At 68.2% G+C, this 15,108-nt stretch carries 11 protein-coding genes; 5 read left to right on the forward strand and 6 right to left on the reverse strand.

What is annotated here, in order from left to right; all coding sequences use genetic code 11:
- Positions 1-9: 9 nt before the first annotated feature.
- Positions 10-1,407 (reverse strand): 30S ribosomal protein S12 methylthiotransferase RimO, encoded by a 1,398-nt coding sequence (rimO, locus tag JNL31_RS13340; RefSeq protein ID WP_294974037.1) that lies wholly within the window; start codon positions 1,405-1,407, stop codon positions 10-12.
- A 151-nt stretch (positions 1,408-1,558) separates the two neighbouring features.
- On the opposite strand from rimO, the gene JNL31_RS13345 reads away from it, so the two are divergent.
- Positions 1,559-3,565, forward strand: a complete 2,007-nt coding sequence (locus tag JNL31_RS13345; RefSeq protein ID WP_294974040.1) for an AsmA family protein — start codon at positions 1,559-1,561, stop codon at positions 3,563-3,565.
- A gap of 72 nt (positions 3,566-3,637) precedes the next feature.
- On the opposite strand, the gene JNL31_RS13350 is transcribed toward JNL31_RS13345, so the two are convergent.
- Both JNL31_RS13350 and JNL31_RS13355 read right to left on the reverse strand, forming a co-directional pair.
- Positions 3,638-4,240, reverse strand: coding sequence for a GcrA family cell cycle regulator (locus tag JNL31_RS13350; protein WP_294974043.1), 603 nt, complete (start codon positions 4,238-4,240; stop codon positions 3,638-3,640).
- Positions 4,241-4,472: 232 nt separating this feature from the next.
- Positions 4,473-5,408: a Hint domain-containing protein gene (locus tag JNL31_RS13355; protein WP_294974046.1), complete on the reverse strand. Its 936-nt coding sequence runs from the start codon at positions 5,406-5,408 to the stop codon at positions 4,473-4,475.
- A gap of 346 nt (positions 5,409-5,754) precedes the next feature.
- Here JNL31_RS13355 and JNL31_RS13360 point away from each other — a divergent pair, with 346 nt between their 5' ends.
- The 4 genes from JNL31_RS13360 to JNL31_RS13375 all read left to right on the forward strand — a co-directional run bounded on the left by JNL31_RS13360 (position 5,755) and on the right by JNL31_RS13375 (position 10,055).
- Positions 5,755-6,945 (forward strand): aspartate aminotransferase family protein, encoded by a 1,191-nt coding sequence (locus tag JNL31_RS13360; RefSeq protein WP_294974048.1) that lies wholly within the window; start codon positions 5,755-5,757, stop codon positions 6,943-6,945.
- 72 nt (positions 6,946-7,017) lie between these two features.
- Positions 7,018-7,944, forward strand: a complete 927-nt coding sequence (argF, locus tag JNL31_RS13365) for an ornithine carbamoyltransferase (protein ID WP_294974050.1) — start codon at positions 7,018-7,020, stop codon at positions 7,942-7,944.
- 90 nt (positions 7,945-8,034) lie between these two features.
- On the forward strand, positions 8,035-9,489 hold the full coding sequence (locus JNL31_RS13370) for a pyridoxal-dependent decarboxylase (protein ID WP_294974052.1): 1,455 nt from the start codon (positions 8,035-8,037) through the stop codon (positions 9,487-9,489).
- A 71-nt stretch (positions 9,490-9,560) separates the two neighbouring features.
- Positions 9,561-10,055 (forward strand): DUF1993 family protein, encoded by a 495-nt coding sequence (locus JNL31_RS13375; protein WP_294974054.1) that lies wholly within the window; start codon positions 9,561-9,563, stop codon positions 10,053-10,055.
- 12 nt (positions 10,056-10,067) lie between these two features.
- Here the strand turns inward: JNL31_RS13375 and JNL31_RS13380 are convergent, their stop codons facing one another.
- From JNL31_RS13380 to hrpB, 3 genes are all read right to left on the reverse strand, one after another.
- The gene (locus JNL31_RS13380; protein WP_294974055.1) at positions 10,068-11,261 is read right to left on the reverse strand and encodes an MFS transporter; all 1,194 of its coding nucleotides are present in this window, start codon (positions 11,259-11,261) and stop codon (positions 10,068-10,070) included.
- 66 nt (positions 11,262-11,327) lie between these two features.
- The gene (locus tag JNL31_RS13385; RefSeq protein WP_294974056.1) at positions 11,328-12,464 is read right to left on the reverse strand and encodes an endonuclease/exonuclease/phosphatase; all 1,137 of its coding nucleotides are present in this window, start codon (positions 12,462-12,464) and stop codon (positions 11,328-11,330) included.
- 130 nt (positions 12,465-12,594) lie between these two features.
- The gene (gene hrpB, locus JNL31_RS13390) at positions 12,595-15,003 is read right to left on the reverse strand and encodes an ATP-dependent helicase HrpB (RefSeq protein WP_294974058.1); all 2,409 of its coding nucleotides are present in this window, start codon (positions 15,001-15,003) and stop codon (positions 12,595-12,597) included.
- Positions 15,004-15,108 lie beyond the last annotated feature (105 nt).

The raw sequence follows: 15,108 nt of genomic DNA on the forward strand, positions 1-15,108 counted from the left end.
CCCGGCCCGTCAGCGGGCCGGGATTTTCGCGACCAACTGCCCCCAGAGGTCATAGTCGCCCGCCTCGTCCACCTCGACGCGGATGATGTCGCCCGGCGCTAGCCCCTCGAAGCCCTCGTCGATGAACAGGTTGCCGTCGATCTCCGGCGCGTCGGCCTTGGTGCGGCAGGTGGCGCCGTCCTCGTCGACCTCGTCGACAATCACTTCGAGCACTTTTCCAACCTTGGCGGCCAGTTTTGCCGCAGAAATCGCCTGTGCCTTTTCCATAAAGCGATCCCAGCGGTCTTGCTTCACCTCTGGCGCAACATGGTCCGGCAGGTCGTTCGACCGGGCACCGGCGACGTTTTCGTACTGGAAGCAGCCGACACGATCCAGTTGCGCCTCGTCCAGCCAGTCGAGGAGGGTCTGGAACTCGGCCTCGGTCTCGCCCGGATAACCGACGATGAAGGTCGAGCGCAGGGTCAGGTCGGGGCAGACCGACCGCCAGGCGGCGATTTCGTCCAAGGTCCTCGCCGCCGCCGCCGGGCGAGCCATGCGCTTCAGCGTGTCGGGGTGGGCGTGCTGGAAAGGGATGTCGAGATAGGGCAGCACAAGGCCGTCTGCCATGAGGGGAATCAGGTCGCGGACATGCGGGTAGGGGTAGACGTAATGCAGCCGCACCCAGGCGCCGAGTTTGCCCATTTCCCGAGCGAGATCAGTGATATGCGCGCGCACCTCGCCACCCTTCCACGGCGACAGGTCGTGCTTGCGGTCCACGCCGTAGGCAGAGGTGTCCTGCGAGATCACCAGCAACTCCTTGACCCCGGCCTCGACCAGCTTTTCCGCCTCGCGCAGTACGGCGTGGGCGGGGCGTGAGACAAGGCGGCCGCGCATGTCGGGGATGATGCAGAACTTGCAGTGGTGGTTGCAACCTTCTGAAATCTTGAGATAACTGTAGTGGCGAGGGGTCAGGCTGACGCCGGTCGCGGGCAAGAGATCGATGAACGGATCGGGCGCCGGGGGCACCGCGCCGTGGACGGCGTCCAGCACCGCCTCGTATTGGTGCGGACCCGTGACTGCCAGCACCTTGGGATGCGCGCCGGTGATGTAGTCGGGCTCGGCGCCAAGGCAGCCGGTCACGATCACCCGGCCGTTCTCCTGCAACGCTTCGCCGATGGCTTCCAGGCTTTCCGCCTTGGCGCTGTCGAGGAAGCCGCAGGTGTTCACGATCACCGCATCGGCGCCCTTGTAGTCGGGGCTGATCGCGTAGCCTTCGGCGCGAAGCCGGGTGAGGATACGCTCGGAGTCGACCAGCGCTTTCGGGCAACCGAGCGAAACCATGCCGATGGTCGGCTGGCCCTCGCGCCGCAGGTCGGGGACGAGGGCGCGGGCAAGGTCGGGGCGAAGGATCGGCGGGTTTCCGGACATGCGCCGCCTATAGCGCGCGCGCTGCCCTCTGGAAAGCCTCCGGACGCAGGGGCCTCTCGGCTAATTGATGCCAGTCCGGTCCCCCCGACTTGGCAACCCGCCGCGCGGCGGCATAAACTTCGGCAAAACAAGAAAATCCATGGAGGCGGGCATGCGCTGGATCGTCCGGGTCGGGGTAATGCTGGCGGGGATCGTCCTCGTGGCGGTCGGCCTGATGGCCATGGTCCCCTCTGAACGGATCGCCCAGGCGGTATCGGCCCAGTTCGAGGCGATGACGGGCCGCAAGATGACGCTTGTCGGCGAGGTGAAGCCTCGACTATGGCCTTCGCTCGGGGTGACGACCGGGCCGGTCAGCATTGCCAATGCCGACTGGGCAGAGAGCGACCAACCGCTCTTCCGCGCCGAAAGCCTGTCGATCGACGTGAACCTTGGGGCGCTGATGGGGGGCGAGGTGAAGATCCTCGGCCTGTCCGCCGACCAGCCCGAGATCAACCTCGAACGCGACGAGCAGGGGCAGGCGAACTGGGTCTTTGCGGCCTCGTCCGTAGGCGAAGAGGGCGGTGTTCCTGCGGCTGCAACCGGGTTCACGCTGGACCAGGGCTCAATTACGGGCGGTTCCATCCGGTTCAACGACCGGCAGGCGGGGCGCCAGATCGCGCTGGACGATGTGGACGCAAGCCTTTCGATCCCCGATTTCTCCGGCCCGTTCACGCTGACCGCAACCGCACTTTCGGGCGGGCAGGCGGTGGCGCTGGACCTGAAGGGCGGGGCGTTCTCGGCCTTCGCGATGGGCCGGGTGGTGCCCCTGACCGCAAACTTGACGGCGGGCGGGTCCAGCCTGGCCTTCGACGGTCGCGGTGGCTATGCCCCGGTTGCGGCGGAAGGTGCATTTACGGCGAACCTGGCGGACCTTCCAGCGCTGGGCGCGCTGATGGGGGCAGAGCTGTCGCGCCCGAACGCGGGCCTGGGCCATGACAAGTTGCAGATCGGCGGCACCCTCACGATGGACGGAACGGGCGCCGCCTTCCTGCGCGGGGCAGAGATCGTGGCGGACCAGAACCAGGTCAAGGGCGACCTCGATCTTCTGCCGGGCGAGGCGCGCTACAAGCTGAAGGGACAACTCAGCGCCGGACCGATCACCATCGGCACCGGCCCGGAAGGCGAGATGGGCGGAGGCCAGGCAGGCGGGATGGAGGCGGAGGGCTGGCCCACGGGCGAGATCGACGTGTCCGCCCTTGGCGCACTGGATGCCGAGATCGCCTTTGCGGCGCCTTCGGTCGATCTTGGCGTGCTGAAGCTGGGCCAGGCACGCGCGCTTATCACCATCGACCGGGCCCGCTCCGTGATCGACATCCGCGAGATGCAGGCCTACGAGGGCCAGATCACCGGGGATTTCGTCGTCAACGGCCGTGGCGGCCTGTCGGTTGGCGGGCGGCTGAATTTTGCGGGCCTGAAGACCCAGCCGCTGCTGATGGACCTTGCGGGCTGGGACCGCCTCGTGTCGACCGGGGACTTCGAGCTGGAGTTCCTGGGTGTCGGCAATTCAATCGACGCGATCATGAAAAGCCTGAAGGGCAAGGGGGCGCTGGAGTTGGGGCAGGGTGAGCTGCGGGGCCTCGATATCGCCGGGATGCTGAAGAACCTGGACCTGAACTATGTCGGCGAGGGGCAGAAGACGATCTTCGACGGGCTGGCGGGAACCTACACCATCGCCGGTGGGGTATTGTCGAACGGTGACCTGAAGCTGGTGGCCCCCTATGTCACTGCCTCCGGCACGGGCGAGATCGGGCTGGGCGCGCGGACGTTGAACTATCGCCTGCGGCCCACCGCCCTTGCCGCCGAGGACGGGACCGGCGGGGTGATGGTGCCGCTTCTGATCACCGGGACCTGGGCCGATCCGAAGTTCCGGCTGGATCTGGAATCGATCGCCCGCGAGAAGATGGAGTCCGAGGCGAAGGCCGCAGCTGCCCGGCTGGAAGAGGAAGCCAAGGCCGCAGAGGCGGCGGCAAAGGCCGAGCTGGAACAGCGGCTGAAGGAAGAACTGGGGGTCGAGGTGGCCCCGGACGAATCGCTCGGCGATGCCGCGCAGCGCGGCGCGACCGACGCATTGGAGGACCAGGCCCGCAAGGCGCTGGAAGATATCCTGAACGGCAACTGAGGGATTGCACGTCGTGAAATGAGAACGCGCGGCCGACAGCCGCGCGCCTTGGCAGGGATTGCAGGCCCGACCTTACCGCCGCCGGTCGCGCCGGGCACTCATCGGCTGGAAGGCCACGCCGACATGGGCTTCGCAATAGGGCTTTCCGGGCAGGCTCGGCAGGCCGCAGAACCAGAAATCCTCGGTCGCCGGGTCGCCGATGGGCCATTTGCAGGTCCGCTCGGTCAGCTCCATCAGGGTCAGCTTCCGCGCGCGTTTTTCCACTTCGCGGACCGAAGCCAGCGCCTCGGGGCTGATCTCGTTCAGGCTGGGTTGCGGCGGCAGCGGCTGGCCGGCCGGGATGATCGCCTTGCGGACCGGCAACGGCGTCACGTTCGAAGCCGGGGCTGCCGCTGCCGCAGGCGTTGCCGCGGGACGCGGGGTCTCGGCGCGCGGGGCGGGATCGGGCCGGGGCGCCGGTTCGGGTTTTGCAGCCGCTGCGGAAGGGGCGAGGGCTGGTGCGGCCTCGTCCTCGTCCTCCTTGCCGCCCACCCGGTTCGACAGGCCCAGCCGATGCACCTTGCCGATCACCGCATTGCGGGTCACGCCGCCCAGTTCCTTGGCGATCTGGCTGGCCGACTGGCCCTCGTTCCACATCCGCTTCAGCGTCTCGACGCGCTCGTCCGTCCAGGACATCCTGATCTCCGCCTGTCTTGATTGCCCGGGCATACTATCCGTCCGGGGCAGGGGGCCGCAAGGGTGGCTCTTTTCGGGCCGACTTTGACCCTGTCTCCCCTTGTGCCGATGCCGGCCGGATACAGCGCAGGCTGGAGCCCGTCCGACAGCGGGGGACACCGGTTTTTTCGAAAGGCAGGCGATCACGGCAAAGCGAGGGCTTGTCTGGCGCTTCTGGTTGCTTCGACATGATCTAGCGTGGCAGCCGCAAGGCCCGCGCCTCGGCATGGCGCACGATCGGGAAGGCCGCCCGGCGCCGAAGCAACTCTTCCTCGGGAACGACAGCGGCAAGCCCGACCCGCTGCGCCGGATCCAGCGCCCCGAGCCCGGTGCTGCCGGGATGGAAGCTTTCCGAGAGCGCGTGCTCCGCCAGAATGACCTCATGCCGGTCGCACAGAAGAAGCACATACTCCACGCCACTGGCGGGCAGCACCATACGCGCGCCCTGATCGTCGACCAGCGCAAGCGCGGCCACAAGCACCCGATCCTCGCCAAAAAAAACCTCGGCCCGCCAGTCGTCGATCAGCATCCGCTGCTGCGGCGAGACCGACAGTGCGCGCCCGTTTCCGATGGTCCCGGGTGCAAATACCACTGGCCGCAATCCGGGATGTGCCAGCATCTCGATCAGTTCCACCCGCCGCCGCCCGACCCAGCGCAAAGGGCGCGAGCCGTTGGCGAGTGTCGTCACCGCGTCACCCGCCGCCAGGTCCTCTGCCGGGCGCGGACCATCGGGCGTGTCGATCAGAGTGCCGCGGACAAATCCAGTGAGATCCTCTGTCAGGTCGGCGCCGGCTGACGAGTAAGCGCTGCCGCCGGTCCAGGGTTGCGCGCTCGCCAGGGCTGTCGCCTTGCCGGAACAGCGGATCAGGAACAGGCCCGGTCGCCCGGCAACCCGATCGACAGTAACCCGTGTCCCCGCCGGATGGAGCGCGCCCGACAGGTCGGCCGCATCGGCCAAGACCAGACCATCCGGCCCCTCGATCAGGGCCAACGCGACAGGCTCAGCGCCAGCCCGCAGCACCGGCGCCGCCTCCGCCAGCCGCGCTTGCCAGCCCTTCGAGACTGTCGGCCTCGACATGATCATCTGGTCCAGCGCATGGACGCCGACAGTGATGCGCTCAGAAACCATGCCCTGTCCAGAACCCTCGGCTGTCCGCGGCCTGCGCCCCGGCGGGAACCGCGCGCACCTTCCCCGATCCTGCCTTGCCAGCGTTTACAGGTCATTGCCAGAAAAAAACGGCAGGCCCCGGCCCGGGTGCGCGGCCCCGCGGAAAACCGCTTTACCAAGGCGCGCATTCCCGCTACTCACGCCCCATGACCGCTGGACCCCGCCATATTCCTGCCTCGCGCCGACGCCGTCGCGCCTGACGCCTGTCCCGCCGTCATGGGCGCAATTGCGCCTGTCCTCTCCCCAAGTTGACTCCCTGCCTGCCCTCGGGCACCCATTGGCTTTCACCATGCAAGGACCCTGTTCCATGATCCCCTCTGTCCTGCCGACCTACAACCGCGCGCCCATCGCCTTCATCAGGGGCGAGGGCAGCTGGCTCTGGGCGGAAGACGGGCGCCGATACCTCGACCTCGGCTCGGGTATCGCGGTGAACGCGCTGGGTCACGCCCATCCGGCTCTCGTCGCGACGCTGACCGAACAGGCAGGCAAGCTCTGGCATGTCTCGAATGTCTACACGATCCCCGAGCAGGAGCGCCTGGCGCAGCTTCTGACCGAAAACACCTTCGCCGACACGGTGTTCTTCACCAATTCCGGCACCGAGACCGCCGAACTGGCGATCAAGATGGCGCGCAAGTTCCACTACGACGCAGGCCACCCCGAGCGGATCGGGATCGTCGCCTTCGAGGGCGCCTTCCACGGCCGTTCCACCGGCGCCATCGCGGCTGCGGGATCGGAAAAGATGGTCAAGGGCTTCGGGCCCCTGATGCCCGGTTTCGTCCAGCTGAAATGGCCGGCCTCCGAGGCCGATCTCGCCGCAGTCCGCGCCGACATCACCGACCAGACCTGCGCCGTGATCATCGAGCCGATCCAGGGCGAGGGCGGTATCCGCAGCGCCGACGATGCCTTCCTGAAGCTCCTGCGCCAGCGCTGCGATGAAACCGGCACGCTCCTCATCTTCGACGAGGTGCAATGCGGCATGGGCCGGACCGGTCGCCTTTTCGCGCATGAATGGGCAGGTGTGACCCCCGACATCATGATGGTCGCCAAGGGCATCGGCGGCGGCTTCCCCCTGGGCGCGGTGCTGGCCACCGAACGCGCCGCTTCGGGCATGACGGCTGGCACGCATGGGTCGACCTATGGCGGCAACCCCCTCGGCTGTGCCGTGGGCGCGAAAGTGACCGAGATCATCGCCGATCCCGCCTTCCTGGCCGAGGTCGCCCGCAAGGGCGCGCTGATGCGCCAGGGGCTGGAAAGCCTGGTCGCCGGCCATCCGACTGTGTTCGAGGCGGTGCGGGGTGAGGGGCTGATGCTGGGCCTCAAGTGCAAGCCCGCTCCTGCCGACGTGGTGAAGGCGGGCTATGACGCGGGCATCCTTACAGTGGCCGCAGCCGACAACGTGTTGCGCCTGCTGCCTGCGCTCAACATCCCCGACGCCGAAATCGCCGAGGCGCTCACCCGCCTTGACCGGACGGCCACCACCCTGGAACAAGCCGCCTGAATTCATACTGGTCCAAATATCCTGGGGGTCCGGGGGCAAGGCCCCTGGCCGTCAGTCAAAAAGCGAAACGAAATGAACCACTTCCTCGACATCCACAAAACGACCCCCGCTGACCTGCGGGCCATGATCGACAACGCGCAGGCCATGAAGACCGCCCGCAACGGCCGCCCGAAGGGCACGCCCGACGATGACCAGCCCCTGAAGGGGCAGATGGTCGCGCTGATCTTCGAGAAACCCTCGACCCGCACCCGCGTCAGTTTCGACGTGGGCGTCCGCCAGATGGGCGGCGAGACCATGGTCCTCTCCGGCAAGGAGATGCAGCTCGGCCACGGCGAGACCATCGCCGACACGGCCCGCGTCCTGTCGCGCTACGTCGACCTGATCATGATCCGCACCTTCGAGGAAGCGACCCTTCTGGAGATGGCCGAACACGCCACCGTCCCGGTGATCAACGGCCTCACGAACCGCACCCATCCCTGCCAGATCATGGCCGACGTGATGACCTACGAGGAGCATCGCGGGCCGATCAAGGGCAAGAAGGTGGTCTGGTGCGGCGACGGCAACAACGTCGCGGCCAGCTTCCTGCATGCCGCCGGGCAGTTCGGCTTCGACTTCACCTTCACTGGGCCGGAAACCCTGGACCCGGAGGACAAGTTCGTCGCCTTCGCCCGCGGGAAGGGCTCGAAGATCACCATCCAGCGCGACCCCTTCACCGCAGTCGAAGGGGCCGACCTGGTGGTCACCGACACCTGGGTCTCGATGCACGATCCCGAATCCGCCAAGGAACGCCGCCACAACCAGCTCCGGCCCTATCAGGTGAACGAGCAGCTGATGAGCCGGGCCAGGCCCGACGCGCTGTTCATGCATTGCCTGCCCGCGCATCGCAACGACGAGGCGACGAGCGCAGTGATGGACGGCCCGCATTCAGTGATCTTCGATGAGGCCGAAAACCGCCTGCACGCGCAGAAGGCCGTCATGCGCTGGTGCCTCGGCGTCTGACCGCGTAGTCCGGGGCGGTCCCGTTTGACTTTGCACCGCCCCGGGCGCAGCCTACCGGCATTTGATCCCTTGCATTTGCCGGAGCCGCCCATGGACACCCGTTCCCACATTTCGCTTGACCCCGACGACTGGTCCGAAACCCGGGCGCTTGCACATCGCATCGTCGATGACGCGATTGCCGGGCTTGGCGGATTGCGCGACCGCCCGGTCTGGCAGCCAATGCCGGACACGGTCCGCGAAACCTTCCGGTCGCCCGTGCCGTTGCAGCCGACGCCTCTCGCCGACATCTACGACGACCTTGGCGCCACGATCCTGCGCTATCCGATGGGCAACACTCATCCCCGCTTCTTCGCCTGGTACATGGGCGGCAGCAACTTCACCGGCGCACTCGGCGATTTCCTTGCCGCCATCGAGGGCTCGAACCTTGGCGGCGGCGACACCGCGGCAGCGGCGGCCGACGGGCAGGTGGTTGACTGGCTGCGGCAGATGATGGGCTTTCCCGATGCTGCGGGGGGCACGCTGACCTCGGGCGGGTCGATGGCGAACATGGTAGGGCTGACGGTCGCACGGAACGCCATGGCGGGCGTCGACGTTCGGGCGGACGGGATCACCGACCTGCCGCAACCGCTGCGCTTCTACGCCTCCGACCAGGTGCATTCCGCGCACCAGAAGGCGGTCGAGGCGCTGGGCCTTGGCCACAAGGCGCTGCGGCAGGTGCCGACGGATGCGGCGTTCCGCATGGATGTTAACGCCCTCGCCGCGATGATCGCCGAGGACCGGGCGGCGGGCCGTCGCCCGGCCTGCGTCATCGCCACGGCTGGCACGACCAGCACCGGCTCGATCGACGACCTGCCCGCCGTCGCCGCGCTTTGCCGGCGTGAGGGGCTGTGGCTGCACATCGACGGTTGCATCGGCGCCTTCCTGCGGATCGCGCCGGAAAACCGCCAGCTCGTCGAAGGGATCGATCTCGCCGATAGCCTTGCTCTCGACCCGCACAAATGGTTGCAGACGCCGTTCGAGTGCGGCTGCGCCCTCGTCCGCGACCGCCGCCAGCTGTTCGAGACCTTCAACCTGCATGGCGACTACCTGCAGGTGCAGGCGCGAGGCATCGCTGCCGCCGAATTCCTGGGCGACTACGGGTTCGAACTGTCGCGCAGCTTCAAGGCACTGAAGCTATGGATGTCGCTGCGCGAACATGGCGTGGAAAGGTTCGGCGCGCTGGTCGACCAGCACATCGGCATGGCCCGGGCCATGGCCGAACGCATTGCCGCGGAGCCCAGGCTGGAGCTGATGGCCCCCGTCGCCATCAACATCGTCTGTTTCCGCTATCGCGGGGCCGTCGGCAGCGAGGCAGAGCTTCGTGCGCTCAACACCGAGATCATGCTCCGCATCCAGGAAAGCGGCGTCGCCATGCCGACCGACACCACCCTGCACGGCCGCCACTCCTTGCGTGCGGCGATCAACAACCACCGCACGAGGCCCGAGGACCTTGATCTTCTGCTCGACGAAGTCCTGCGCCATGGTATGGCATTGCAGGGCTGCTGACACCGCAGTCGCCCCCTTGGCATTCCCGCCCGCATCGGCCACCTTGGCTGCACCGCCAAAGGGAGGCCCCCATGCACCGCCGTTCCGTCGCCGTCTTCGACCGTTTCCTGTCCGCCCTCGCCGTGATCCTCGACAAGGCCGAGGCGCATTGCGAGGCGAAGAAGATCAAGCCCGAGGTCATCCTCGCCGCCCGGCTTTTCCCTGACATGTTTCCCCTGGCGCGCCAGGTCCAGTTGGCCTGCGATTTCGCCGCGCGCGGCGCGGCGCGGCTTGCCGGGGCAGAGCCGAAGGGCTTTCCCGACACCGAGACCAGCTTTGCCGAGCTGAGGGACCGCATCGCGGCGGCGCGCGGCTACATGGGCAGTTTCCAGAAGGCCGATTTCGCCCATGCGGACGCCCGCGAGGTGCACTTCAAGGCCGGGGGCCGCGACATGATGCTGAAGGGCGACGAGTTCCTGTCCTTCTATTCCCTGCCGCAGTTCTTCTTCCACGTCACCACCGCCTACGACATCCTGCGCGCGAACGGGGTGGAGCTGGGCAAGCGCGACTACATGGGCGCGCCCTGATCTGACGCCGGATCAGACGGGCAGCGGAACGGGGCCCTCTTCGCGCCGCAATCCGTCGGCATCTGCCGCCCTCGCGGCCAGAAGGGCCACGAGGACCAGAAGCAGCGACAGGGCGGCGTAGGTCGGACGGTAGCCAAAATGCTCGGCCGCAAAACCGATCGAGGCCGGAGCGACCAGGATGCCGCAATAGCCGACCATGGTGACGGTCGAAATACCTACCGCAGACGGGACGCCGGGGCGGTTTCCGGCCGCCGAGAACATGATCGGCACCATGTTCGCGACGCCAAGCCCCGCAAGCGCGAAGCTGACGATGGCGAACCAGTCAGCCGGGGCCAGCGCGCCCCCCATCAGCCCCGCCGCGCCCACAAGGCCCGAAACCCGCAGCGTCCTGACGGCGCCGAAACGGTTGCGGGCATGGTCGCCCGCGAAGCGCATCACCGCCATGGCTCCGGCGAAGAAGGCAAAGGCCAGGCCCGACCGGAAAACGTCCGATCCCAGTTCCTTCTGCAGGTAGATCGCCGCCCAGTCGAGCACCGCACCCTCCGGCACCATCGAGAAGAAGGCCATGAAGCCCAGAAGCCAGAGCCCCAGGTCGCGGGGCAGCAGGTGGTGCCGGGCCGGGGCTTCAGTCGTTGCAGCCACGGGGGCCGTGGGCAAGAGGAACGGCATTGCGCCGAAGACCAGCGTGGCGGCGACCGCAGCGGCGACCAGAGACTGATGTTCCGCCCCGAGGTGAGCGATCAGATAGCTGCCAGCCGAGCCGCCGATGAAGCCGCCAAGGCTCCAGAACCCGTGGCTGGAGGACATGATCGCCCGGTGCAGGCGCCGCTCCACCTCGACCGCCTGCGCGTTCATCGCCACGTCCATGCAGCCGACCACGGCGCCGAACACAGCCAGGATCGGCGTCAGAAGCCAGAGGTTCGGCGCGAAGACCACCAGCGGCAGGACCGGGATCGCCGCCAGCGAGAAGATCGTCAGCACGGCGCGGCCGCCAAGCTTCGCGATCAACCGGCCCGAGAAAAGCATGGCGCTGACGGCACCGAAGCCCAGGACAAGGATCAGGAGGCCCAGCGTGCTTTCGCCGATCTCGTGGCGGGTCAGCAGGAGCGGAATCTGCGGCGCCCAGGCCCCCATGACGAATCCGTTCGCCATGAACATCGCCGCCACCGCCCACCGCGCGCGACGCGCCTGAACTTCCACCTGCATGATCCGCCTCACGATTGTTAGCGTGTGTCATAGTCCGCGCGCCCGGCAGGCGAAAGGGTGCGACGATCAATCCGTGTTGCAAGGCTGAAAGATGCAGGCCGCCCAGCGGGCCCTGCGCGAGGCGGCGCGGGCATCAGGCGACGGGAAGGGGCGCCGATCGAGAACCATCGTCACCGGCCGGTGATCACTGGGCGCGGCATGTTTCGGCCGGGCGGACGTTACCCGATGGTGGATGTCATGCTCGACCTTGCCGCCGCCCGCGCGAGCGCGATAGGCGGCTGCCCCCGGGCGATCCGGACCAGTCAGCGCCTGGGTGAACAGGATATGGTCCAGAAGGATGCGGGGCGACCGTCCGGGGTCAAGCCGGTCTCGGCCCAGGTCGTAGGACCACCGGGCCGCCTCGTCGAAGTCGAACAGCGCATGGTTCAGGAAGCGCCGGGCAAAGAAGATGTCGCCTTGCAGATTGTCGACCAGGTCGTGGTACAGGAACCGCCGCTCCACCCGCTCCTTGCCCGGCCCGTCGTTCAGGTCCCCGGCCACGATGATGGCGGCATCGGGCTCGGACAGGAACCGACCGTCAATGTAGTGCCGCACGTCGACGCATTCCGTCGTCAGTTTCGTGCGCGACATCATCACATCGGCCACCAGCGCCGGATTGCGGTCGAAGAAGTCCGGGGCCTCGGCGCCGGGGGGGACCGGGATGCTGTTGATCTTGCTTTTCAGATGGCAGCCGATGATCTCGACCAGCGCGCTGCCGATGGTCAGTTGCAACACCTGTGGATGACGATAGTGACCATGGCTTTCCGGAACCGAGAAGCGCAGCGTCTGGGCGCCGGGGTCGAGGATCGGATAGGACACCTCCCAGCGCCCGCCCCGGTGCGCGCCTTCCGAGGAGGCCTCGGTCAGGGCCCGCCACCTGTCCAGATGCACCAGCTGGGCCGCCACTGACAAGCCGTCGCGCAGGGCGAACCACATCCACTGCGTTCCCTGCGTGCCGTAGTCCCGAGGCTCGCCACCGCGCCGGACCAGCCGATATCCCGGCGCCACGCGTTGCAGGAACTCGCCCGCCCGGGCTTCACCCTTCGGGCCCTCGACAACCAGCAGGATGTCGGGGTTGATGGCGGCGATTTCCTCGGCGATGGCGTCGGCCCGCTGATCCGCCCTCGCGCGGGTCGTGCCGTCGGCGGAGGCAAGCGCCGTCACCAGCTTGTCGGCATGTTCAATGTTCCAGGACGTCAGCCTGAAGTTTCCATGAAATCCTTCTTTCGCCGCCAATGCGCGGCACAATGCAGGGATCATAGCATGGAATGCGGCGTCGAGGGCGGCGAAACCCTCACGTCCCGCGCGGCTTGGCCCTGAGCGTCGGCTCGGCCTGCGTCGGGTCCTCGGGCCAGGGATGGCGCGGATAGGCCCCGCGCATGTCCTTGCGCACATCGCCATAGGAGGTCGCCCAGAACCGGGGCAGGTCGGTCGTCACCTGCACCGGCCGGTGGGCAGGCGACAGAAGCGTGACCCGGACCGGCATCCGCGACTGGCCCACCACCGGATGCACCGCTACCCCGAACATCTCCTGCAACCGCACCTCGATTGCGGGAACGTCGCCCTCATAGTCGATCGGGACCTTCCGCCCGAGCGGCGTCTCGAAACTGCCCGGCACCAGCCGATCCATCTCGGCCAGCCGGTCCCAGCCGAGAAGGCCTTGCAGGGCGGGCAGAAGGTCGACGCCCCGGATGTCGGCTTCCGTCTTCACGCCCGTCAGATGCGGCAGAAGCCAGTCTTCGGCATTGGCGAGAAGCCCGGCGTCCTCCACATCGGGCCAGTCCTCGCCCCGCGCCAGCCGTGCCCGGGCGCGCAACCGCCGCGCTGCCGGGGACCATGGCAGGCCCAGCCCCCGCAACCCTTCCAGCGCCGCCTTCGCCACCACTTCCGGCGGCGCGTCCCAGTGCCGGTCGTCCAGCACCAATGCGCCCAGCCGCTCCTGCCGCCGCGCCAGCACCCGGCCCTCGCGGCGCGACCACTCGCAGACCTCGACCCAACGGATGCGGTCGGAATAAAGCCCCCGCACTTCGGCCTCGCTGATCGCAACCGCCTGCCGTACCGCGGCCTCCCGGGCATCCCCGTCGAGATGGGTCGCCACGATGAGCCGCGCCCCCGACAGCGATAGCCCCGCCGCCATCGCCGCCCCCTTGCCGCCAGACAGGACCCAGCGCGGCGCCTCGCCCTTGCGTCGCAGCCCGATCCGGTCGGGATAGGCGAGTGCCGCCATCTCCGCGAGGGTCAGGCCCGGCTTGCCACCCTTCGGCGCAGAGGATGCCAGCCGCTTCGCCTCGGCCCGGATGCGTTCCACGACGCCCCGGTCTGCCTCGGGCCCCGGTCGCCGGATCGCCTGCATCCGCAGGGTCAGGTCCGGCCCCGCCCCGCGCAACGGGTCGCGTTCGGCCAGAAGTGCTGCCAGTTCCGCTGCTTCCGGCCCCGCCACAGCCAGCATGTGCGCCAACCGCGGATGCAGGGGTAGCCCTGCCAGCGCCCGCCCATGCGCCGTGACGTGGCCCCGATCATCCAGCGCCCCGAGGCCCATCAGCAGCGCCCGCGCCTCGGCCAGCTGGCCCGCCGGGGGCTGCGTCAGGAACGGAAGCTCCGCCCCGCCCCACAGCGCCAGCTCCAGCGCCAGTCCGGCAAGGTCGGCCACCTGGATCTCGGCAGGCGGGAAATTCGCCAGCCCTCCTTCCTCGCCCTTCGTCCAGAGCCGGTAGCATATGCCCGCGGCCACCCGTCCGGCCCGGCCGCGGCGCTGTTCAGCCTCGGCCTTCGTCACCCGTTCCGTCACCAGCCGCGACATGCCCGAGTTCGGATCGAACCGCGCCCGCCGCGCCCGGCCTGCGTCCACCACGACGCGAATGTCCGGCAGGGTCAGCGAGGTCTCGGCGATGGAGGTGGCCAGCACCACCTTCCGCCCGTCGGCCGGGGCCAGCGCCGCCCGCTGCGCGGCGAAGTCCATCGCGCCGAACAGGGGCCGCACCGCCACCCCCGGAAGGTCGCGCAGCAACCCCTCCACCCGCCGGATCTCCCCCTCTCCCGGGAGGAAGACCAGCATGCCGCCTTCCGTCTCCTCAAGCGCCGCCTTCACCGCGCCCGCGACCACGGCCTCCAGCCGTAGCGAGGTATCGGCGGGCCGGGGCAGCCAGCGCGTCTCGACCGGATAGGCCCGCCCTTCCGAGGTGATGACTGGCGCATCCCCCATCAGCGCCGCCACCGGCTCGGCATCCAGCGTCGCCGACATGACCAGGAGCTTCAGGTCCTCGCGCAGCGCTCCCCGGACCTCAAGGCACAGGGCCAGTCCGAGATCTGCATTCAGCGACCGCTCGTGAAACTCGTCGAAGATCACAAGCCCGACACCCGAAAGCTCCGGGTCCGACTGGATCATCCGCGTCAGGATGCCTTCGGTCACCACCTCGATCCGCGTCGCTGCCGAAACCTTCGCCTCGCCCCGGATGCGGTAACCCACCGTCCGCCCCACCGGCTCGCCCAGGGTCTCGGCCATCCGCTCCGCCGCCGCCCGTGCCGCCAGCCGCCGGGGTTCCAGCATCACGATGCGGCCGCCCGCAAGCCCCCGCGCCAAGAGGTCCAGGGGCACCACCGTCGTCTTCCCCGCGCCCGGCGGTGCCTGCAACACCGCCATGCCGCGTGACGCCAGGGCATCGGCCAACGCGGGCAGGGCATCGGTAACGGGCAAGGCATCCATGCCCCCGCTTATCGCGCGGCAGCCCGGCCATGGCCAGTGCCTCGAAGCTTCCCCGCGCCTCCGGTCCATCCTAAGCTTGTGGCCGACCGCAGATAAAGACCCGAA

The organism is Tabrizicola sp., assembly GCF_016792905.1.
Taxonomy (GTDB): Bacteria; Pseudomonadota; Alphaproteobacteria; order Rhodobacterales; family Rhodobacteraceae; genus Tabrizicola.